This window comes from Rhodopseudomonas parapalustris, assembly GCF_053772255.1.
Map to the genome: position 1 here is coordinate 222,857 of NZ_JAMKBZ010000005.1, position 21,064 is coordinate 243,920.

Genomic DNA, 21,064 nt, shown 5'->3' on the forward strand with positions numbered 1-21,064 from the left:
TCACCCGGCGCTGCGCGCCGACCTCTCCCCATGGGAGAGGTGAAGGATGCCTCGCTCGATTGTTGTCGATGTTGCATCACTGCCCCAACCGTTCGATCAGCGCCGGGGCGTGGACCTGGTCGGCCTTGTAGTTGCCGGTCAGGGTGTACATCACGATGTTGACGCCGGCGCGGAAGGCGAATTCGCGCTGGCGCGGCTCGCCCGGTGTCAGCGGCAGCATCGGCTGGCCGTCGGGGCGCATCGCCCAGGCGCCGGCGAGATCGTTGGAGGTGATGATGATCGGCGACACGCCGTCGCCGCCGCGCGCCGGTCGGGTGGTGTCATCGTCGTCGTTCTCGCGCGGCAGCGCTTCGACCCAGGTCTGGCCCGCGGTGAAGCGGCCGGGGAAGTCGCGCAGAAGATAGAACGTCTTGGTCAGGACGTGTTCGCGCGGTACAGGCTCCAGCTCTGGCACGTCGAGCGACGACAGAATCCCGCGCAGCGTCACCATGCCCGGCGTCTGCGACGCACCGTTCGGATCTGGCGTCGCTTCGATCGCATCGCGCGTATCGAAGATCACGGTGCCGCCCTGCTTCATGTAAGCGTCGATCTTGTCGAGCGCGGCTTGCGGCGGCTTCGGGCCGCCGGCGACCACCGGCCAGTAGATCAGCGGGAAGAACGACAGCTCGTCCCGCGCCGGATCGACGCCGATTGGCTCGCCGGCTTCGAGCGCGGTCCGCTGCGCCAGGAACAGCGTCAGGCCGTTCATCCCGGCTTTGACGATGGCATCGACGTCGGCATTGCCGGTGATCACATAAGCGAGGTGGGTCTGCGCCGTCGCCTTGATGGCGAACTCGTCCTTGGCGGACTCCGCGTGCAGCGGTGCGGGCAGCGCCGCCAGCGGCAGCGCGACGATCAGCGCCAACGCGGCGGTGGCGGCGCGGCGCCGCCGCGTCAACAGCGCCGCCAGTCCGCCGCCGAGGACGGCGACGATCAGCGCGTCGAGCCCGAACAGGCCGAGCGAGGAGGCCAGCAGCATGCCGCGCAGATCGCGCGGCTCGGCGTTGCTATAGGCGGCGCGGCGCGCGTCGATCGCCGAGGTATCGAGCGGGGCGATGCGGTCGGCGCTGGCGAGCGCATTCACGGCGATCGGACCGTCGGCGGGCCCGTAGAAGCCGGGCGGATGTTCAGCGGAGCCGCGCTCGCGATAATCGGCCGGGATCGGCTTGGCGGAGGCCGGCGGCGGACCGAGCGCGCCGAAGCCGTCAAGCGTGCGCAGCGGCGACACGGTTTCGGCGGCGTTCGCATCGGCGGCGACGCCGGCACCGGGCGTCGAGGTGTAGCCGGACAGATCGACCAGCCGGCGCAGCATTTCGACGAAGGTGCCGGACATTGGCAGGTTCGACCAGCGCATGTCGGCGCTGACGTGGAACAGCGTCACCAGCCCCTTTCCGCGATGTTCACCGGTGACCAGCGGCGTGCCGTCGGCGAGCGAGGCCCAGCTCTTGCCGGGCAGCGTCGCGTCCGGCTCGGCCAGCACCTGGCGGTTGACGGTGACGTCGGTCGGCACGGCGAGCCCCGCGAACGGGCCGTCGGCGGAGAACGCCGCGAGGCTCTGCGGCTTCTCCCAGGTCAGACTGCCGCCGAGGCTGCGGCCGCCTTTGCGTAGCTTCACCGGCACCAGATCGTCGTCGTCCTGGCGGGCGAGCCGAGGGCCGGCGAACCGCACCAGCACGCCGCCTTGTTCGATCCAGGCGTCAAGGCGCTGGCGGATCTCCGGCGACAGCGCGCCGACATCGGCGAGCACGATCATCGGCAGCTTCTGGTCGAGGAACTGCGCGATCACCTGCTGCGGCGCGCCGCGGTCGCCCTGGCGCAGATCGGCGAACGGCGACAGCGCGCGCGTCAGATAGAACGTCGCCGCCAATAGCGGCTGCGCGGTATCGCTGCTGGCGCCGGAGACGATGCCGACGGCGCGGCGGCGCCAGCGCTTGTCGAGGAGCTGCACGGCGCCGGCAGAGCGTTCGCCTGCGATCTCCAGCCGGGCGATGTCGTTGCGCAGCTCGACCGGCAGGTCGAACGACGCCTCGGTTTCGGTGGCGCCCGGCGCGAGGCTGAATCGGGCCTCGCCGATCGGCGCGCTCTTGGCGTCGAGCGCGCGGACCACGCCGGCATCGACGCCGCCGCTACCGGCGCGCAGCACCTTGACGGTCATCTTCGCCGCGGCGTTGTCGGCGGCGGCCAGCGCATGGGCGGGCGGGGCGCCGCCCTCGACGATGGTGACGTTGCGGTTCTGCACCAGCTTCTTCAGGCCGGCAACGAAGTCGCTGCCGCGGCCGGTATCGACGCCGTCGGTCAGCCACACCAGTTCGGCGTCGCCGGTGGCCTTCAGGAAACGCTCGATCCCGGGCAGCGCCTCGACCCGCTCGACCGCATAGGGCTTCGGCGCTAGCTGGCGCAGTGACACCCGCGCGGTGCCGGCTGGCATCAGCGCCGGATCGCGCGTCGTCTCCGACAGCGGCGCCAGCGCCACCGGGCGGCGGGCGCTGTCGGCCTCCGCGATCAGCTCGTCGGCCGCCTTGATCCGCGCCTCCCAGCTCGACGCTGCGCTCCAGCCGTCGTCGAGCAGGATCAACAGCGGCGTCCGGCTGCCGCCGGCGGCGGTCTGCGGATTCCAGATCGGGCCGGCGAGCGCGATGATCACCAGCGCCGCGGCCAGCATCCGCAGCGCGGTCAGCCACCACGGCGTGCGCGACGGGGCTTCTTCCTTGGGAGCGATCTCGAACAACAGCCGGGTCGGCGGAAAATCCACCCGGCGCGGCCGCGGCGGCATCACCCGCAGCAGCCACCACAGCGCCGGCAGCGCCAGCAGGCCGATCAGCAGCAGCGGTTGGGCGAACGAAAGGGGCAGGGCGCCGATCATGCGCCGCGCCCCGCTTTGCCGCCGGCATCCTTGGCGGTGGTCATACCGGCGTGCAGGAACAGCAGCAGCTCGGCGGCCGAGCGCGAGGTGGTGTGGGTCGAAAACAGCCAGTCGAGCTTCGCCGTCTCGGCGCGGATCGCATCGCGATGCGCCGCGACCAGCGCGACGTAGTCGGTCGCCCATTTCTCGGCGCGGCCGGCGGTGATCGTGCTGCCGCCTTCCGGCTCGACGAATTCGACCCGTCCGGAGAACGGGAAGCTCTCCTCGGCCGGGTCGACGATCTGCACCAGCGTGCCGTGCGCACCGGAAGCTGACAGACCGGCGAGCATTTGCCGGATCTCGCCGACCGGCGACCAGAAATCCGACAGCACCACGATTTCGGCCAGCGCTGACGGCACGAACGACGGCGGCAGGCTGTCGCGCGTGCGCGTGTCGTGCAGGATCGCCTGAGCCATCTTGTCGACGACGTTGTTGCTGGAGGTCGGGTTCATCAGTCCGGGAATGCCGACACGCTCGCCGCCGGCGACCAGCAATTCGGCCAGCGCGAACGCCACGATCAGGCCGCGCTCCAACTTGCTGTCGCGCGCGCCCTTGGAGGCGAACGCCATCGACAGCGACCGGTCCGGCCACAGCCAGACGGTGTGCGCGGCTTCCCATTCCAGCTCGCGGACGTAGAGATGATCGTCGCGCGCCGAGCGGCGCCAGTCGACGTTCTGTGCCGGCTCGCCGGACACGAAGCGGCGATACTGCCAGAAGTTCTCGCCGGCGCCGGCGCGGCGGCGGCCGTGCAGGCCGTGGGTGACGTTGTTGGCGATCCGGCGGGCTTCGAGCATCAGTCGCGGCAGCGACGCCGCCAGCGTGCGGCTCTCGCCGTCCGCGCGGCGGACCGCCAGCGTCTCCTGGGTGCGATGCTCGGCCGGCTGCGCCATCAGCCGATCCGGCTCTTGAGCTTCTGAATCACGTCCGCAATGGTGCGGCCTTCGGCGCGCGCCGAGAACGTCAGCGCCATACGATGCTTCAGCACCGGCTCGGCGAGGTCGAGCACGTCGTCGATCGAGGGGGCGAGTCGGCCGTCGAGCAGCGCGCGGGCGCGCACCGCCATCATCAGCGACTGGCTGGCGCGCGGTCCGGGGCCCCAGGCGATGAGCTTGCCGAGTTCGCCGGCCTCGGGGCCCGGACGTGCCGAGCGCACCAGCGACAGGATCGCTTCCACCACGGAATCGCCGACCGGCAGCCGGCGCACCAGCCGCTGCGCCGACAGCAGGGTTTCGCCGCTCATCGCAGCCTTCGGCGCGCTCTGCTCGGCGCCGGTGGTGTCGAACAGGATGCGGCGCTCGGCATCGCGATCCGGATAGTCGACGTCGATCTCCATCAGGAAGCGGTCGAGCTGGGCTTCGGGCAGCGGGTAGGTGCCCTCCTGCTCCAGCGGGTTCTGCGTCGCCAGCACATGAAACGGCTTCGGCAGATCGTGCCGCGCGCCGGCGACGGTGATGTGCTGCTCCTGCATCGCCTGCAGCAGCGCCGATTGGGTGCGCGGGCTGGCGCGGTTGATTTCGTCGGCCATCAAGAGTTGCGCGAACACCGGGCCGGCGATGAAGCGGAACGAGCGCTTGCCGGCGGTGGTCTCGTCGAGCACTTCGGCGCCGAGAATATCCGACGGCATCAGGTCGGGCGTGAACTGGATCCGCTTGGCGTCGAGTCCGAGTGTGACGCCCAGTGTTTCCACCAGCTTGGTCTTGGCGAGGCCGGGCACGCCGATCAGCAACGCATGGCCGCCGGACAGAATTGTCACCAATGTATTTTCGACGACGCGATCCTGACCGAAGATCACGGTCGAGATCGCCTCCTTGGCGGCGCGCACTTCGCCCGCGACCTGCTCGGCCGAGCGGACGATGACATCTTCCAGCTTCTCGACACTGTCTGCGCCGGCCATATCTCGTCTCTCCTGTCCACACCCGTCGCCGCCGGGCCGGTTGTTTTCGCCTCAGCCATGTTAGGCTGTTCGTCGCGATACAGCGAAGGCCCTGGTTTCATTCGCCAAATCTTTCCCCACATTATGAACATCGCGGGTTGGCGCGGATCACGTTGTGGAGAGTTAAATCATGCTGCGCATGGCGAAATGGTGCAGCTATCGTGCCAGGGCGTAAATCGAAGGTCAGGGTAAACAATGGCGAAGCAAGGGCAGAGTTCATCGCACAATCTCGACGGCCTCACCGCGGCCGCGCGGGACGCTGCGGCGAGCGCCGCCAAGGGAAAGGGCTTGCCGCCCGTGCATCTGTGGAATCCGCCGTTCTGCGGCGATCTCGACATGCGCATCGCCGCCGACGGAACCTGGTTCTATCTCGGCACGCCGATCGGCCGACCGGCCTTGGTGCGGCTGTTCTCGACCGTTCTGAAGCGCGAAGGCGACAAGCACTTTCTGGTGACTCCGGTCGAGAAGGTCGGAATCACCGTCGACGACGCGCCGTTTCTCGCTGTCGAGATGGTGAAGGATCAGGACGATCGCGGCCCGCTGCTGCGCTTCCGCACCAATGTCGACGATTGGGTCGCTTGTGACGCTGATCACCGGCTCAGGTTCGAGGTCGCCGCGGACGGCGGAGTGACTCCGTACCTTCACGTACGCGCCGATCTATGGGCCAAGGTGACGCGGGCGGTGTATTACGATCTGGTTGACATCGGTGAGGAGCGGGTGGTCGATGGTCACTCGATGTTCGGCATTGCCTCCGGCGGCGCATTCTTCGCCATGGCCGATGCCGAGCTGATGAGGGAAGCGCATTGACCGAACCGATGACGGGAACGCAGTCTGCCAGTAGCAGCATCAGTTCGGCGGAATTCTTCGATCGCGCCCTGCGGCGGCTGCGATTCGACGTGCCTCCGGCACTCACCGACGCGGCCGTGATTCCGTCCACCGGCGATGCGGGCAACGACCAGATGCTGCGCACGATCGCGCAGGAGCGGCCGATCCGCCCCGCCGCTGTGCTGATTCCGGTGGTCGAACACGCCGAACCGACCGTACTGCTGACGATGCGGGCGGCGCATCTCAACGACCATGCCGGCCAGATCGCGTTTCCCGGCGGCAAGATCGACGCCACCGACAACTCACCGCTCGACGCGGCGCTGCGCGAGGCTGAAGAAGAGATCGGGCTCGATCGTTCTTACGTGGAGCCGATCGGCTATCTCGACGTCTACGGCACCAGCTTCGGTTTCCGGATCTTGCCGACCGTGGCGCGGGTACGTCCCGGCTTCGAACTCGCGATCAACAAATCGGAGGTCGACGACGCCTTCGAGGTGCCGCTCGCGTTCCTGATGGACCCTGGCAATCATCAGTTGCACAGCAAGGAATTCCGCGGCGCGCAGCGCTCCTACTACGCGATGCCGTTCGCCGAGCGCTACATCTGGGGTGCGACCGCCGGCATCCTGCGCGTGTTGTACGAGCGAGTCTGTCTGCCATGATTCGTGCGGTACTCACCGAGGTCGGAATATTCCTCATACCTTTCGTGCTCTACGCGATCTTCCTGATCGCCACGCGATCGGCAATGCTGCATCCTGCGTCCTGGCCGCTGCGCGTGGTCGGGTGGCTGACAGCTGCGGCGCTGGTGCTGGTGATCCTGAGCTTGCTGCTGTTGGTGCAATATTCGGGCGCACCGCCGGGATCGACCTATGTCCCGGCGCATCTGGAGAACGGCAGGCTGGTGCCTGGGGACGAGAAATGACCGACGTGCCGGTGCGCAACGATGCACCGTGGCTGCACACGGGACCGGCGGCGCGGGTGCTCGCGCTGCTGAACGGCGACGGCGAAGAGGCGCGGGTGGTCGGCGGTGCCGTGCGCAACGCGTTGCTGGGCCAGCCGATCGGCGACATCGATATCGCGACGACCGCAGTTCCGGAAGACGTGATCCGCCGCGCCAAGGCCGGCGGCATCAAGGCGGTGCCGACTGGAATCGAGCACGGCACCGTGACGCTGGTCCTCGACGGCCATGGCTTCGAAATCACCACACTGCGCGAGGATGTCGAGACCTTCGGCCGCAAGGCTAAGGTGGCGTTCGGCCGCGATTGGGACCGCGACGCGCAGCGCCGCGACTTCACCATCAACGCCTTGTCGATGTCGGCCGACGGCACGGTGCATGATTACGTCGGCGGCCTCGCCGACATCGCGGCACGGCGGGTGCGCTTCATCGGCGATCCGGATCAGCGCATCGCCGAGGATTACTTGCGCATCCTGCGGTTCTTCCGCATCCACGCTGCCTACGGCGTCGGCGCGCCGGACCGTGACGCGTATTTGGCCTGCATCCGTGGTCGCAGCGGGCTTTCGACGTTGTCCGCCGAACGGCTCCGGATGGAGATGCTGAAGCTGATGATCGCCGACGGCGCCGAAGCCTCGGTGGTGGCGATGGCCGACGGCGGGCTGCTGCTCGCCGTGCTCGGCGGTGTCACCTATCTCGGCGCGTTCGCCGCGATGATCGGCGCCGAACGCGCGCTCGGGCTCGACGCTGATCCGGTGCGGCGGCTCGGCGCGCTGGCGGTCGCCGTGACCGAGGACGCGAAGCGCCTGGCGCAGCGGCTGCGGCTGTCGAACGTGGAAGCCAAGCGGCTCGACTCGATGGGGCACCGCTGGTGGCGGCTCGCCGGCATGGACGAAGCCACCGCACGGCGGCGGCTGTATCGGCTCGGCGAAGCGCGGTTTCACGATCGCATGATGCTGGCCTGGGCGCGCGCCGGCCGCACCGCCGATCCGGCGCCGTGGCATCGGCAGATCGCGTTGCCGCAGCGCTGGCAGGCGCCGACGTTTCCGCTCAAGGCCGCCGATTTTCTCGCCCGCGGCTTCGCCGCCGGTCCGGCGCTCGGCCATGTTCTGACACTGGCTGAAGATGCCTGGCTCGCCGCAGACTTTCCGCTCGATCCGGCCGCACTTCGCACCATCGCTGATCAGACCGCAGCGCGGTTTGCGCGCGACCATCTGTTGTAGTCGGACGGCTGTCGCGGAAGCGGCGATTATCACCGAACAAAATGCGGCGCGTGGCGACGGCGCGCGTCCGGCTGGTCCGGGAAAGTGCGCAGCCGCAATGGTCTGCGGCCGCGCCAGTCAAGGCGAAGACAGCCTGCTCGTTCAGGCGACCTTGGTCTGCTCGTCGTCGAGATCGTCGTCTTCATCTTCATCATCGTCGCCGACTTCGACGGCGATCGAGTCGAGCACGGCGAGCGGAAGGGTTTCGCGGAACAGATCGCCGTCCTCGCCCATCCACAGACATGTCGCGCTGTCGGCATTGGCTTCCGCCACCGTCATCGCCTGGCCGCCGGATTTCAGCATGACGATATCGCCCGGTTTCAAGTCCATGGTCGGCTCCCGCTCGGTTGTTGACCTTGAGGCGAGTCTAGCGATTCGTCATGACAGCCCGATCACGCCGGCGCGAGCTACCGGATGCCGGTGATCTTGTGGGTCTGCAGGCTGAGCCGCCATTGCGGATGCTGCAGGCAGTAAGCGATCGCGCGGGTGGTGTTGTCGTCGCGCTCCGGGCCGTCCATCGGCTGCAGTGAGAACCGCGCAAAATCGAGTGCGGCGAAGTCGTCCGGCATCGCGCCCGGCTGCGGATACACCAGCTTCAATTCATCGCCGCTGCGAATGCGCAGGTCGGCGCCGGCTTTCGGGCTGACGCACAGCCAGTCGATGCCGTCCGGCGGCGCGATCGTGCCGTTGGTCTCGACGCCGATTTCGAAGCCGCGCGCGTGCAGCGCAGCGATCAGTTCGGAATCGAGCTGCAGCAGCGGCTCGCCGCCGGTGATCACGACGTAGCGGTCGCGCGCATCGCCGCTCCATTGCGCTGCGATCGTGTCGGCGAGCTGGTCGGCGTCCGCGTATCGCCCGCCGAGCGTGCCGTCGGTGCCGATGAAGTCCGTATCGCAGAATTTGCAGGTCGCCTGGTCGCGGTCCTGCTCGCGGCCGGTCCACAGATTGCACCCAGCGAACCGGCAGAACACGGCTGCGCGGCCGGCATGGGCGCCTTCACCCTGCAGGGTCAGAAAGATCTCCTTAACCGCGTAGCTCACCTGCGTCGGTCCTTACTGTGCGAACTGGATTTGCCGCAGCGCCTCGCCGGTCACCATCGCCGCGGCCATCGCGACGTTGAGCGAGCGCAGGCCGGGCTGCATGGGAATTACTACCCTGGCGTCCGCGGCGGCCGCGACCTCGTCCGGGACGCCGGCGCTTTCGCGGCCGAGCATCAGTACGTCAGTCGGCTGGTAACGCTGTTGGAAATAAGGCCTTTCTCCTTTGGTCGTAAGTAAAATCAGCCGGCAGCCGGTGTTTTCCCGCCATTGCTCGAATTTTAGCCAGGAATCGTGCCGGACAATGCTGACCTGATCCAGGTAGTCCATCCCGGCGCGGCGGAAATGCCGATCGGAAGTCGGGAAGCCGGCCGGCTCGATGATGTGCGCTTCGACGTCCAAACAAGCGCAAAACCGAAGAATAGTGCCGGTGTTTTGCGGGATATCGGGTTGAAACAAGGCGATCCGCATCCCGTAATGCTCCCTATCAACTGAACGATAACGTGCGCTGTGTTCTGACACGTCCTTGAATCGTTTGAGGCGCGCCAATTAGCCGTTCGCGGGCTTGCGCTCTACCGGCAAGGGTGCCAATAGAACGATTCTGGACTGTCTGTTCTACCCGACCGGCCATGACAAGCGGCCCGGGGCATCTGAAGGCCGCCGATCTCGCGACCTCCCCGGGCAATGATCTCGCAGATTTGCCGAGAGCGCTGTGCCGGTCGCAGAGATGAAAGGGCTTGGGATCGTGACGACAGAGGCTTCGGCGGAACCGACACGCCGTGATTTTCTCTACATCGCAACCGGCGCGGTTGCCGCCGTCGGTGCGGCGGCCGCGGTATGGCCGTTCATCTCGCAGATGAACCCGGACGCGTCGACCATCGCTGCCGGCGCTCCGATCGAAGTCGATCTGACCCCGATCGCTGAAGGTCAGGACATCAAGGTGTTCTGGCGCGGTCAGCCGATCTACATCATGAACCGGACCCCGAAGCAGGTCGAGGAAGCGCGCAACACGCCGCTGTCCGATCTGAAGGATCCGCAGACCGATCAGGCGCGGACCAAGGAAGGCCACGAGAACTGGCTGGTGGTGGTCGGCATCTGCACCCATCTGGGCTGCATCCCGATCGCGCACGAGGGCAAGTACGACGGCTTCTTCTGCCCGTGCCACGGCTCGCAGTACGACAGCTCCGGCCGTATCCGCCAGGGGCCTGCGCCGCTCAACCTGCCGATTCCCCCCTACCAATTCGTCTCCGACAGCAAAGTCCAGATCGGTTGACGTTCCCGCGCGCAGTACCATTGCTTACTAGGATCGCATCATGAGCGGACCCTCGACCTATCAGCCACAAAGCCCCTTGATGAAGTGGCTGGAGCAGCGCCTGCCGATCGCGGGCCTCGTTCATTCGTCCTTCATCGCCTACCCGACGCCGCGTAACCTGAACTACTGGTGGACGTTCGGCGCCATCCTGTCGATGATGCTGGCGGTGCAGATCGTTACCGGCATCGTGCTGGCGATGCACTACACCCCGCACGTCGATCTGGCGTTCGACTCGGTCGAGCGGATCGTGCGCGACGTCAACTACGGTTGGCTGCTGCGCAACATGCACGCCGCCGGCGCGTCGATGTTCTTCATCGCCGTCTATGTCCACATGCTCCGCGGCCTGTACTACGGCTCGTACAAGGCGCCGCGTGAAGTGTTGTGGATCCTCGGCGTCATCATCTACCTGCTGATGATGGCGACCGGCTTCATGGGTTATGTGCTGCCGTGGGGCCAGATGAGCTTCTGGGGCGCCACCGTGATCACCAACCTGTTCTCGGCGTTCCCGATCGTCGGCGACAGCATCGTGACGCTGCTGTGGGGCGGCTATTCAGTCGGCAACCCGACCCTGAACCGCTTCTTCTCGCTGCACTACCTGCTGCCCTTCGTGATCGCCGGCGTCGTCGTGCTGCACGTCTGGGCGCTGCACGTCACCGGGCAGAACAACCCGACCGGCGTCGAGCCGAAGACCGAGAAGGACACCGTCCCGTTCACGCCTTACGCGACCCTCAAGGACGTGTTCGGCATGTCGTGCTTCCTGGTGTTCTACTCCTGGTTCATCTTCTACATGCCGAACTACCTCGGCGACGCCGAAAACTACGTTCAGGCGAACCCGGGCGTGACCCCGCCGCACATCGTGCCGGAATGGTACTACCTGCCGTTCTACGCGATCCTGCGTTCGATCCCGAACAAGCTGATGGGCGTCATCGCGATGTTCGGTGCGATCATCGTGCTGCTGTTCCTGCCCTGGCTGGATAGCTGCAAGGTGCGCTCGTCCCGCTATCGGCCGATGGCCAAGCGCTTCTTCTGGGGCTTCGTGGTGACCTGCCTGATGCTGGGCTGGCTCGGCTCGAAGCCGGCGGAAGGCATCTACACCACGCTCGCGCAGGTGTTCACCTTCTTCTACTTCGCCTACTTCCTGATCGTGCTCCCGGTGCTCAGTCGGATGGAAAAGACTCTGCCGCTGCCGAACTCGATCGCCGAAGACGTGCTCAACAAGGGCAAGGTGACCAAGGCGGTGGCCGGCCTCGCGGCGGTGCTGTTCGCCGGCGGCCTGATGGTCGGCGGCGTGCAGCCGGCCAAGGCGTCGGAAGGCGGCGAGAACCCGCCGTCGCTACAGTGGAGCTTCGCAGGTCCGTTCGGCACCTACGATCGCGCCCAGTTGCAGCGCGGCTTCAAGATCTACAAGGAAGTCTGCTCCAACTGCCACTCGCTGAAGATGTTGCAGTATCGCAACCTCGCCGAACCGGGTGGCCCGAGCTTCACGATCGAGCAGGCCAAGGCGATCGCGGCCGAAGCTCAGATCAAGGACGGCCCGAACGATCAGGGTGAGATGTTCGAGCGTCCCGGCCGGCTCGCCGACACCTTCCACTCGCCGTTCCCGAACGAGCAGGCTGCTCGCGCGGCCAACGGTGGTGCGGTTCCGCCGGACATGTCGCTGCTGGCCAAGGCGCGGACCTATTCGCGCGGCTTCCCGCAGTTCATCTTCGACTTCTTCACCCAGTTCCAGGAGCAGGGCCCGAACTACATCGCCGCGCTGCTGCAGGGCTATGAAGACACCCCGCCGGAAGGCTTCAATCTCCCGGACGGCTCGTTCTACAACAAGTGGTACCCGGGCCATTCGATCAAGATGCCGCCGCCGATCCAGGCCGGCATGGTGACCTACGACGACGGTACGCCGGAAACGCTTGAGCAGTACGCCAAGGACGTGACCTCGTTCCTGATGTGGGCCGCCGAGCCGCACATGGAGGCCCGCAAGCGCCTCGGTCTGCAGGTGATGATCTTCCTGATCATCCTCTCCGGCCTGCTGTACTTCACCAAGCGCAAGGTGTGGTCGAACATCCACTAATCGGACCGGCCATCGCGAACGAGACAGGAAAGCCCCTTCGGGGGCTTTTTTGTTGTCTGCATCCAGCCCGCGATGCACCGCAGCGATTGCATCCGGCGGCTGCACCGGACAAAATAATAGAAACTATTTGCAAGAGGCGCGGGAGGCACCATGGGTACGCTGATCACTTTCAAACGTCCGGATGGCAAGGAAGCGAGCGGCTATCTCGCCAATTCGGCCAGCGGCAATGCGCCCGGCGTCGTGGTGATTCAGGAGTGGTGGGGGCTGTCGGAGCAGATCAAGGGACTGACCGATCGTTTCGCGCATGCCGGCTTCGATGCGCTGGCACCGGATCTCTACAACGGCACGGTGGTGCCGTATCACGACACGGATGCGGCCAACAAAGAGATGAGCTCGCTGGACTTCATGGACGCCACCACCCAGACGGTGCGCGGCGCGGTGAACTATCTATCGCGCAACGGCGCCAAGGTCGGCCTCACCGGATTCTGCCTCGGTGGCGCGGTGACGGTGATCGGCGCGTGCAAAATCCCCGAGCTGAGCGCCGCCGTAGTGTTCTACGGCATTCCGCCGGAGCAGGCCGCCAAGCCTTCGGAGGTGCGGGTGCCGATGCAGGGTCACTTTGCCAATCGCGACGATTGGTGCACCCCGCAGGTGGTCGATGCCTTCGAGAAGGGGCTGAAGGATGCCGGCAAGTCGGCCGAATTCTTCCGCTACGAGGCCGACCATGCCTTCGTCAACGAGCAGCGCGCGGCGGTGCACGATCGCGCGGCGGCGGAACTCGCGTGGACTCGTGCGACGCAGTTCTTTGGAAAGCATCTGACGTGACGGCGGCCGGCCGGTAAAATTTGAGTATTCCGCTGAACATTTGGCAGATCGGTTTGCTGCGATAACGTCGGCCTACGCCACGAGGACAGCATGCTTGAAAAAGTCTTAAACCCGGATCTCCGAAACGTCGTCGATCTCGCCAGCTACCGAGCCAAACCGCTCGGCCTCCGGGCAGACGAGGGGCGCTGGTGCAGATACTGCGGAGCGGCGCTGCTCGATGACGAGTCGGAGGATGATTGTTCGAGCGCCGGCGTCGCCCTCCAGTCGCCGGCTCGCCGGCGGACGACGCGAGTGTTCCGCGCAGATTGATTTGATGACGACCGGCGTGGCAGCCGCGAGCCGCCACGCCGCATGCACCAAAAACGATGCGATCGTCTGCAGCGCCCCGTTTCCGATGCGATCGGAAGCGGGGCGTTGACGTTTTGGGGGGCGGGCGGAAGGCCGGCCGCAGGATCAGACGTGCTGGCCGCCGTTGATATGGATCTCGGCGCCGTTCACATAGGACGAGGTCTCGGTGCACAGCACGTAGATGATCTTGGCGACTTCGTCCGGCGTGCCGAGCCGGCGCATCGGGATCTGCTCCTCGACGATCTTCTCGGTGCCCGGCGACAGGATCGAGGTGTCGATCTCGCCCGGTGCGATCGAGTTGACCCGGACGCCGACATGGCCGAAGTCGGCCGCCATTTCCCGGGTCAGAGCCGCGAGCGCCGCCTTCGAGGTGGCGTAGGCCGCGCCGGCGAACGGGTGCACGCGCGAGCCGGCGATCGAGGTGACGTTCACCACCGAGCCCTTGACCGCCTTCAGTTCCTCGATCAGCCCGCGCGCCATCATAATCGGCGCGAAGAAATTCACCCGGAACACATGCTCCCAGGTGTCGAGTTCGGTGTCGATGGTGCCGAGGCGGGCGCCACCCGCCGCCTTCGGCGAGATCGCTGCGTTGTTGACCAGCGCATGCAGCACGCCGCCGTCCAGCCGCTCGCGGATCTCGTCGATCGCCCGCAACGTGTCGGCGCGATCGCCGAGGTCGACCTGGATGTGGTCTTCCGGCCCGGCGCCCCACGGGCACTGCTCCGGGAACGGATGTCGCGAGCAAGTGATCACTCGCCAACCGGCGCTAGAGAATCGGATCACCGTGGCATGACCGATGCCGCGACTGGCGCCGGTCAGAATCATGGTCCGGCGCGGCGCGTTGCTCTCGGGCGGGCGCGGCTTTTGGGAGTCGGGGCTCATGGATACAGCCTTGTCTTGATCCAGGGGTGATCCGGGGTGTCCCGGCAGAATTCGATACGGTCGTGTAGGCGGAACGGACGGTCGTGCCAGAATTCGATCCGGCTCGGCGTGATCCGCCAGCCGCTCCAGCCCGGCGGCCGCGGAACCTCGCCGACCAGATGGCGCGCGGCGACCTTGGCGATCGCCTGCTCGAACGCGAACCGGCTTTCCAGCGGCTGCGACTGCTTGCTCGCCCAGGCGCCGATTTGCGCCTGTTTCGGCCGGGTGGCGAAATAGGCGTCGGCCTCGGCGTCGGTCACCGGCGTTACCGTGCCGCGAATCCGAATCTGCCGGCGCAGCGATTTCCAGTGAAACAGCAGCGCCGCCTTCGGATTGCCGGCGAGTTCGCGGCCCTTCTGACTGGCGATGTGGCTGTAGAACACGAAACCGTGGTCGTCATAGCCCTTCATTAGAACCATGCGCACGTCGGGCAGTCCGTCGGCATCGACGGTGGCGAGCGCCATCGCGTTCGGATCGTTGGGTTCGGACCGGGTCGCTTCGGCAAGCCATTCGGCGAACAGCGCAAACGGATTCTCTGCCGCGGTGAAATCACCGGACGTTAACTCACTTTGTGGTCTGATCTTAGGGTCGCTCATGCGAGGGAATCCGAATTGTGCTTCACCGCGGCCCGGAACACGCTGCAGGCCCTGTGTAGGTTCGACCTATATAGGGCACGGCAACGCATTGGCCTATCGGCGATCCTGCAGCCTTCTTCGGCAATGATAGCGATTCTAATCGGTGCCTCGCTCGGCGGCTGCGGCATGACCGGACGCGACGGGCCGTTCGCGCAGATGGATTCGGGCGACTTCACCGGCTCGATCGGCGCGATCCTGCCGGCTAAAGACGACGGACCGACCGAGGCCGATCTGGCGCTGGCGCGGATGGCGGCTTCCGATGTTCTGACCAAAGGCGACAAGGATTCGAGCCAGCCGTGGGAGAATCCGGCGACCGGCGCGCGTGGCTCGGTGACGCCGCTGGCCGCCGCCTACAGCAATGAAGGCCGCACCTGCCGCGATTTTCTCGCCTCGTATGTCAGAGACAAGACCGAGAGCTGGATGCAGGGCGCAGCCTGCCGCACCGCGCGCGGCCATTGGGAAGTCCGTGCGCTCAAACCATGGCGGCGCGGCTGAACCGGTCGATTGCACCGTCAATCGAGCCGATTCCGGTTGCAAAAACGACATGAAACCCCCAGATGACTGCCGACGGGCGTTCGCCCACAGTTCGAATTCCTGAAGGAGACGAGACGGATGCGCGACCCCTATGAGGTCCTGGGGGTGCAGCGGGACGCCAGCGCTGCGGCGATCAAAAGCGCCTATCGCAAGCTGGCGAAGAAGCATCACCCCGACAGCAACAAGAACGATCCGAAAGCCGCTGCGCGCTTCTCTGAAATCAACTCCGCCAACGAAATCCTCGGCGACGAGACCAAGCGCAAGCAATACGACCGCGGCGAGATCGACGCCGAAGGCAAGCCGCGCTTCCAGGGCTTTCCTGGCGGCGGCGGCGGAGGCCGCGCGGGCGGCGCCGGCGGGTTCGAGCAGTATTCCTTCCGCAGCGGCGGCGCGCCCGGTGGCGGGTTTGGCGGCGCAGCCGGGTTCGAGGACATTCTGAATTCGATGTTCGGCGGCGCTGCCGGGGCGCGCGGTGCCGGTGCCGGTGCGCGTGGCCGTACCCAGGGCTTTGATTTCGACACCGGTTTCGCGCCAGATCTCGATCAGTCGGTGTCGATGACGGTGACGCTCGAGGAATCCGTTCGCGGCACCGAAAAGCGCGTGCGGCTGCCGAGCGGCAAGGAACTCAACGTCAAGATTCCGGCCGGCGTCAGCGCGGGTCAGCAGATCCGGCTGAAGGGGCAGGGCGAGAGCGCGCCCGGCCACCGCGCCGGCGATCTGCTGATCACCGTCAACATCGCCCCGCATCCTTACTTCAAGATCGACGGTAACGATCTGAAGCTGGAGCTGCCGCTGACGTTGTACGAGGCGGTGCTCGGAGCCAAAGTGCGGGTGCCGACGCTCACCGGCGCGATCGAACTGTCGATCCCGAAGAACACGTCGAGCGGGCGCATTTTCCGGCTCAAGGGCAAGGGACTGTCGAAAAGCGGCGCGACCGGCGATCTGTTCGTCACCACCCGGATCATCCTCCCGGACGGCCACGATGCCGAGCTGGAGAAGCTGATGCAGAAGTGGCGCGATCAGCACCCCTACAATCCGCGCGGCGATCTCGGCTGAATCTGATCGCAGTCTCGACAATGCTGCGCGCCTAATGGCGCGCGGCATTGGCAACTCATCGCCAGCGGGCGCGATCGAGCTCTTCTCCGCGCCGTCCGTGGCCTTGCCCAAATGGTTGAATTTGCAGGCGGACATTGGGCTGTACCCGGCCCGGCCGGTGGTGTAGGTCGAAGGCCGATTGCAAGACGATAGGATCCTCCATGTCGACAGCTTCCGGCCTGATGCAGGGCAAACGCGGCGTGATTCTCGGCGTCGCCAACAACCGTTCGATTGCTTACGGGATCGCGAAAGCCTGCCGCGCCCAGGGCGCCGAGATCGCGCTGACCTATCAGGGTGATGCGCTGAAGAAGCGGGTCGAGCCGCTCGCCGCCGAGCTCGGCGGTCTCGTTCTCGGGCACTGCGACGTCACCGACGGCGCCACCATCGATGCGGTGTTCGACGTGGTGAAGGAGAAGTGGGGCAAGATCGATTTCGTGGTCCACGCCATCGCGTTCGCCGACAAGGACGAACTCGACGGCCGCTATGTCGACACCACGCCGGAGAATTTCTCCAAGTCGATGCTGATCTCGTGCTACTCGCTGACCGCGATCGCGCAGCGCGCCGAGAAGCTGATGACCGACGGCGGCTCGATCATCACCCTGACGTATTACGGCGCCGAGAAGTGGATGCCGCATTACAATGTGATGGGCGTCGCCAAGGCCGCGTTGGAAGCCAGCGTGCGCTATCTGGCCGCCGACCTCGGCGAGAAGAACATCCGCGTCAACGCGATCTCCGCCGGCCCGATCAAGACGCTGGCGGCCTCCGGCATCGGCGACTTCCGCTACATCCTGAAGTGGAATGAATACAACGCACCGCTGCGCCGCACCGTGACGATCGACGAGGTCGGCGACAGCGCGCTGTACTTCCTGTCCGACCTGTCGCGCGGCGTCACCGGCGAAACTCACCATGTCGATTCCGGCTACCACGTCGTCGGCATGAAGCGTCCCGACGCGCCGGATATCTCGCTGGGCGGGAAGGACTAGGCCTAAAAGATCGTCATGCGCGGGGTTTGCGCACTGAAGTTATCCCGTCATTGCGAGCGAAGCGAAGCAATCCAGCCCGGTGCACGGAGCTGGATTGCTTCGTCGCTTCGCTCCTCGCAATGACGTTGAGGCCTGATTACTGCCCATGCCCACCATCTACTTCATCCGCCACGGCGAGACCGACTGGAACGCGACCGGGCGCTATCAGGGCACGCGGGACATTCCGCTCAACGACAAGGGGCGGGGGCAGGCGACGTCGGCCGGCGGCGTGCTCGGCGGTCTGCTCGCGCGCGATGGCCGGCAACCGGCGGAGCTGGACTATCGGGCGAGCCCGCTCGGCCGAGCCCGCGTCACCATGGAGCTGGTCCGCGGCGCGCTCGGCCTGCCGACGCAGGACTATGCGATCGACGAGCCGCTGCGCGAAATCACCTACGGTGCCTGGGAAGGCTTCACGCTGGCCGAGATGGAGCGCTCGGACCACGCTGTCTACGCCGCACGCAACGCCGACCGCTGGAACGTCGCGCCGCTGCGCGGCGAAAGCTATGCCCAGCGACTGCCCTTCGTCATCGACTGGGTTGCCTCGCTGACCCGCGATACGGTCGCGGTCGGCCATGTCGGCACCGGCCGCACCCTGTTCGTCGCGCTCGGCCTGAAGACCCCGCGCGAGGCGCTGGAAGGCCCGATCCAGCAGGGCGCCGTCTACGTCTTCCGCAACGGCGGCTTCGAGATCGTGAGCTGAGCTTCCGCGGCGTCCTTCTCTTGCCCCCTAGTGGGAGTGGGGTCTGAGGCCGGTTTGACCCTGTCCGGCCGGCGCGTTACCACACCGGCGCAGTTCAAGAGGGGCGGCCCGCATCATGTCGTTCAATACCTTCGGCCATTTATTTCGCGTCACCACCTATGGTGAGAGCCATGGGGTGGCGATCGGCTGTGTGGTCGATGGCTGCCCGCCGCTGATCCCGCTGACCGAGGCCGACATCCAGGGCGATCTCGACCGCCGCCGGCCGGGCCAGTCGCGCTTCACCACCCAGCGCCAGGAAGCCGATCAGGTGAAGATCCTGTCCGGCGTGATGGTGCATCCCGAAACCGGCGTGCAGGTGACGACCGGCACCCCGATCGCGCTGCAGATCGAGAACACCGACCAGCGCTCCAAGGACTATTCGGACATCCAGAACAAGTATCGCCCCGGCCATGCCGACTTCACCTACGAGGCGAAGTACGGCATTCGCGACTATCGCGGCGGCGGTCGCTCCTCGGCGCGCGAGACCGCGAGCCGGGTCGCCGCCGGTGCGGTCGCCCGCAAGGTGATCGCCGGCTTGACGGTGCGCGGCGCGCTGGTGCAGATCGGGCCGCACAAGATCGATCGCGACAGGTGGGACTGGGACGAGATCGGCAACAATCCGTTCTTCTGCCCGGACAAGGACAAGGCGGCGTTCTACGCCGACTATCTCGACGGCATCCGTAAATCCGGCTCGTCGATCGGTGCGGTGATCGAGATCGTCGCCGAGGGTGTGCCGGCCGGGCTCGGCGCGCCGATCTACGGCAAGCTCGACGGCGACCTCGCCGCGGCGCTGATGAGCATCAACGCGGTCAAGGGCGTCGAGATCGGCGACGGCTTTGCCAGTGCCGAATTGACCGGCGAGCAGAACGCCGACGAGATGCGGACCGGCAATCATGGGCCGGCCTTCCTGTCCAACCACGCCGGCGGCATCCTCGGCGGCATCTCCACCGGTCAGCCGGTGGTGGCGCGGTTCGCCGTCAAGCCGACCTCGTCGATTCTGACCCCGCGCAAGACTGTCGATCGCGGCGGCCACGATACCGAGATCCTGACTAAGGGCCGCCACGACCCCTGCGTCGGTATCCGTGCCGTGCCGGTGGGCGAGGCAATGGTCGCCTGCGTGCTGGCCGATCACCTGCTCCGCCACCGCGGCCAGGTCGGCGGCTGATCCAGGATCGCGACGCACGGCCTCACTTCCGCCTCGGGAGTAGTGCGGATGACTGCCATGAGTCCGTCCCTGCTACAAATCGATCCGGTGGGCGGCTAAAGTGCTGCCATGCATTCCGAACAGATCCGCGGCATTCTCGACTGGCTGAGCGACGGTGCCCGCTCCGAGCCGGACCCGGCGATGAAGATGAAGCTGACCTGCGAGCAGCTCGTCGCTGCCGGCCTACCGCTGCATCGGGTCGGCGTGTTCGTCGAGACCCTGCACCCCGACATCTACGGCCATCGTTTTATCTGGCGCGCCGACGGCGAGGTCGAGGTCGGCTCGACCACCCAGGACGTCGAGATGTCCGAGGAGTATCAGCGCAGTCCGCTGAAGATCCTGTACGACTACGGCGTCGAGGTCCGCTTCCGGCTCGACGATCCGGAGAGCGCTCGCTTTCCGTTTCTCGAAGATCTTCGCGCTGAAGCCGTCACCGATTACACCGCTCTGCCGCTGCGGTTTCTCGACGGCACCTATCACGCCGCCAGCTTCGCCACCAAGCAGCCCGGCGGCTTCACCGAAGCCCAGCTCGGTGCGCTGCGGGCGATGATGCCGCCGCTGTCGCGGCTGGTCGAGGTCATCAGCCTGCGCGACATCGCCACCAATCTGCTCGACACCTATGTGGGAAACCGCGCCGGCGCCCGGATTCTCGCCGGCCAGATCCGTCGCGGCCACGCCGAACATCTGCGGGCCGCGATCTGGCTGTCCGACCTGCGCGGCTTCTCGGCGCTGTCAGACGGACTGCCGCCGGAGGTCATGGTCAAGGTGCTGAACGCCTATTTCGACTGTCAGGTCGAGGCGATCGCACGCCATGGCGGCGAGGTGCTGAAGTTCATGGGCGACGGCCTGCTCGCGGTGTTTCCGATCGACGACGGTGCCGACGCCTCCGAAGTCTGCGGCCGGATGCTGGCCGCCGCCAACGAATGCCGCGCCAGCATCGCGGCGCTGAACTTCGTCGACGGCAGCCATGTCATCGAGAGCTTCCGCTTCGGCGTCGCGCTGCATGTCGGGCAGGTGTTGTACGGCAATATCGGCGGCGGCAACCGGCTCGACTTCACCTGCATCGGCCCGGCGGTGAATCTCGCCGCGCGGCTGGAGCGGCTCGCCGCTCGCCTCGGCCGCACCGTGGTCGCTTCCAGCGACTTTGTCGGCCTGTGCTCGGAAGGCTGGAGCGACCTCGGCGAATTCCCGATGGCCGGCTTCTCCCACGCCGAACGCGTCCACGGCCTGACCGACGAAACGCCGCTCGCAGCCGATGGGCTGTGAGACCGGAGAGTCGCTGACGATGCTGAGCCGCGATACGGGCAACTAATCGATAACTGGTAGTTGAGCACAGTGCTGCCGCACGAGTGAAGAGGCTCCCTCGCCCCGCTTGCGGGGAGAGGGCTGGGGTGAGGGGGCGTTTCTGCAAGGCCGA

General features: G+C 66.3%; 21 protein-coding genes. 13 read left to right on the top strand and 8 right to left on the bottom strand.

Features of this window, described 5'->3' with window-relative positions:
* Positions 1 to 76 precede the first annotated feature (76 nt).
* Genes M9H71_RS07300 through M9H71_RS07310 form a run of 3 tightly spaced genes read right to left on the bottom strand, consistent with a single transcriptional unit; the run spans position 77 to position 4,835 of the window.
* Positions 77 to 2,902, bottom strand: a complete 2,826-nt coding sequence (locus M9H71_RS07300) for a DUF4159 domain-containing protein (protein ID WP_455404386.1) — start codon at positions 2,900 to 2,902, stop codon at positions 77 to 79.
* On the bottom strand, positions 2,899 to 3,831 hold the full coding sequence (locus M9H71_RS07305; RefSeq protein ID WP_455404387.1) for a DUF58 domain-containing protein: 933 nt from the start codon (positions 3,829 to 3,831) through the stop codon (positions 2,899 to 2,901). Before M9H71_RS07305 ends, M9H71_RS07300 begins: the two co-directional genes overlap by 4 nt.
* A complete protein-coding gene (locus tag M9H71_RS07310) occupies positions 3,831 to 4,835 on the bottom strand; it encodes an AAA family ATPase (protein WP_230762242.1) in 1,005 nt (334 codons plus the stop codon). The genes M9H71_RS07305 and M9H71_RS07310 overlap by 1 nt, the downstream gene beginning before the upstream one ends.
* A 234-nt stretch (positions 4,836 to 5,069) precedes the next feature.
* Here M9H71_RS07310 and M9H71_RS07315 point away from each other — a divergent pair, with 234 nt between their 5' ends.
* From M9H71_RS07315 to M9H71_RS07330, 4 genes are read left to right on the top strand one after another with little or no spacing between them, the layout of a single operon-like run.
* On the top strand, positions 5,070 to 5,681 hold the full coding sequence (locus M9H71_RS07315; RefSeq protein ID WP_455404388.1) for a DUF1285 domain-containing protein: 612 nt from the start codon (positions 5,070 to 5,072) through the stop codon (positions 5,679 to 5,681).
* An 8-nt stretch (positions 5,682 to 5,689) separates the two neighbouring features.
* Positions 5,690 to 6,355 carry a CoA pyrophosphatase gene (locus M9H71_RS07320; protein ID WP_455404411.1) on the top strand — a complete coding sequence of 222 codons (666 nt, stop codon included), beginning with the start codon at positions 5,690 to 5,692 and terminating at the stop codon, positions 6,353 to 6,355.
* Positions 6,352 to 6,615, top strand: a complete 264-nt coding sequence (locus M9H71_RS07325) for a DUF6111 family protein (protein ID WP_455404389.1) — start codon at positions 6,352 to 6,354, stop codon at positions 6,613 to 6,615. Before M9H71_RS07320 ends, M9H71_RS07325 begins: the two co-directional genes overlap by 4 nt.
* On the top strand, positions 6,612 to 7,868 hold the full coding sequence (locus tag M9H71_RS07330) for a CCA tRNA nucleotidyltransferase (RefSeq protein WP_455404390.1): 1,257 nt from the start codon (positions 6,612 to 6,614) through the stop codon (positions 7,866 to 7,868). The genes M9H71_RS07325 and M9H71_RS07330 overlap by 4 nt, the downstream gene beginning before the upstream one ends.
* A gap of 141 nt (positions 7,869 to 8,009) precedes the next feature.
* Here M9H71_RS07330 and M9H71_RS07335 read toward each other — a convergent pair whose 3' ends face one another.
* The 3 genes from M9H71_RS07335 to M9H71_RS07345 form a co-directional block, all read right to left on the bottom strand.
* Positions 8,010 to 8,237 (bottom strand): YodC family protein, encoded by a 228-nt coding sequence (locus M9H71_RS07335; protein ID WP_455404391.1) that lies wholly within the window; start codon positions 8,235 to 8,237, stop codon positions 8,010 to 8,012.
* Between the two features lie 77 nt (positions 8,238 to 8,314).
* Positions 8,315 to 8,947, bottom strand: a complete 633-nt coding sequence (queE, locus tag M9H71_RS07340) for a 7-carboxy-7-deazaguanine synthase (protein ID WP_455404392.1) — start codon at positions 8,945 to 8,947, stop codon at positions 8,315 to 8,317.
* A gap of 12 nt (positions 8,948 to 8,959) precedes the next feature.
* The gene (locus M9H71_RS07345) at positions 8,960 to 9,415 is read right to left on the bottom strand and encodes a tRNA (cytidine(34)-2'-O)-methyltransferase (RefSeq protein WP_455404393.1); all 456 of its coding nucleotides are present in this window, start codon (positions 9,413 to 9,415) and stop codon (positions 8,960 to 8,962) included.
* A gap of 274 nt (positions 9,416 to 9,689) precedes the next feature.
* Between M9H71_RS07345 and petA the strand changes: the two genes are divergently transcribed.
* From petA to M9H71_RS07360, 3 genes are all read left to right on the top strand, one after another.
* Positions 9,690 to 10,217: a ubiquinol-cytochrome c reductase iron-sulfur subunit gene (gene petA, locus M9H71_RS07350; RefSeq protein ID WP_415218826.1), complete on the top strand. Its 528-nt coding sequence runs from the start codon at positions 9,690 to 9,692 to the stop codon at positions 10,215 to 10,217.
* 40 nt (positions 10,218 to 10,257) lie between these two features.
* Positions 10,258 to 12,324, top strand: a complete 2,067-nt coding sequence (locus tag M9H71_RS07355; RefSeq protein ID WP_455404394.1) for a cytochrome c1 — start codon at positions 10,258 to 10,260, stop codon at positions 12,322 to 12,324.
* 150 nt (positions 12,325 to 12,474) lie between these two features.
* Entirely contained in the window at positions 12,475 to 13,149 is a 675-nt protein-coding gene (locus tag M9H71_RS07360) for a dienelactone hydrolase family protein (RefSeq protein ID WP_110788096.1), read from the top strand.
* A gap of 453 nt (positions 13,150 to 13,602) precedes the next feature.
* On the opposite strand, the gene M9H71_RS07365 is transcribed toward M9H71_RS07360, so the two are convergent.
* Entirely contained in the window at positions 13,603 to 14,379 is a 777-nt protein-coding gene (locus M9H71_RS07365) for an SDR family NAD(P)-dependent oxidoreductase (protein ID WP_455404395.1), read from the bottom strand.
* On the bottom strand, positions 14,376 to 15,014 hold the full coding sequence (gene pdxH / locus M9H71_RS07370; protein ID WP_455404396.1) for a pyridoxamine 5'-phosphate oxidase: 639 nt from the start codon (positions 15,012 to 15,014) through the stop codon (positions 14,376 to 14,378). Before pdxH ends, M9H71_RS07365 begins: the two co-directional genes overlap by 4 nt.
* A gap of 123 nt (positions 15,015 to 15,137) precedes the next feature.
* Here pdxH and M9H71_RS07375 point away from each other — a divergent pair, with 123 nt between their 5' ends.
* From M9H71_RS07375 to M9H71_RS07400, 6 genes are all read left to right on the top strand, one after another.
* Positions 15,138 to 15,548 carry an RT0821/Lpp0805 family surface protein gene (locus M9H71_RS07375; RefSeq protein ID WP_455404397.1) on the top strand — a complete coding sequence of 137 codons (411 nt, stop codon included), beginning with the start codon at positions 15,138 to 15,140 and terminating at the stop codon, positions 15,546 to 15,548.
* Between the two features lie 117 nt (positions 15,549 to 15,665).
* Positions 15,666 to 16,643 (top strand): DnaJ C-terminal domain-containing protein, encoded by a 978-nt coding sequence (locus tag M9H71_RS07380; protein ID WP_455404398.1) that lies wholly within the window; start codon positions 15,666 to 15,668, stop codon positions 16,641 to 16,643.
* 200 nt (positions 16,644 to 16,843) lie between these two features.
* Entirely contained in the window at positions 16,844 to 17,665 is an 822-nt protein-coding gene (fabI, locus tag M9H71_RS07385) for an enoyl-ACP reductase FabI (protein ID WP_455404399.1), read from the top strand.
* 145 nt (positions 17,666 to 17,810) lie between these two features.
* Positions 17,811 to 18,404, top strand: a complete 594-nt coding sequence (locus M9H71_RS07390) for a histidine phosphatase family protein (RefSeq protein ID WP_455404400.1) — start codon at positions 17,811 to 17,813, stop codon at positions 18,402 to 18,404.
* 115 nt (positions 18,405 to 18,519) lie between these two features.
* Positions 18,520 to 19,608 carry a chorismate synthase gene (gene aroC, locus M9H71_RS07395; protein ID WP_455404401.1) on the top strand — a complete coding sequence of 363 codons (1,089 nt, stop codon included), beginning with the start codon at positions 18,520 to 18,522 and terminating at the stop codon, positions 19,606 to 19,608.
* Positions 19,609 to 19,716: 108 nt separating this feature from the next.
* The gene (locus tag M9H71_RS07400) at positions 19,717 to 20,913 is read left to right on the top strand and encodes an adenylate/guanylate cyclase domain-containing protein (protein ID WP_455404402.1); all 1,197 of its coding nucleotides are present in this window, start codon (positions 19,717 to 19,719) and stop codon (positions 20,911 to 20,913) included.
* Positions 20,914 to 21,064: the final 151 nt, after the last annotated feature.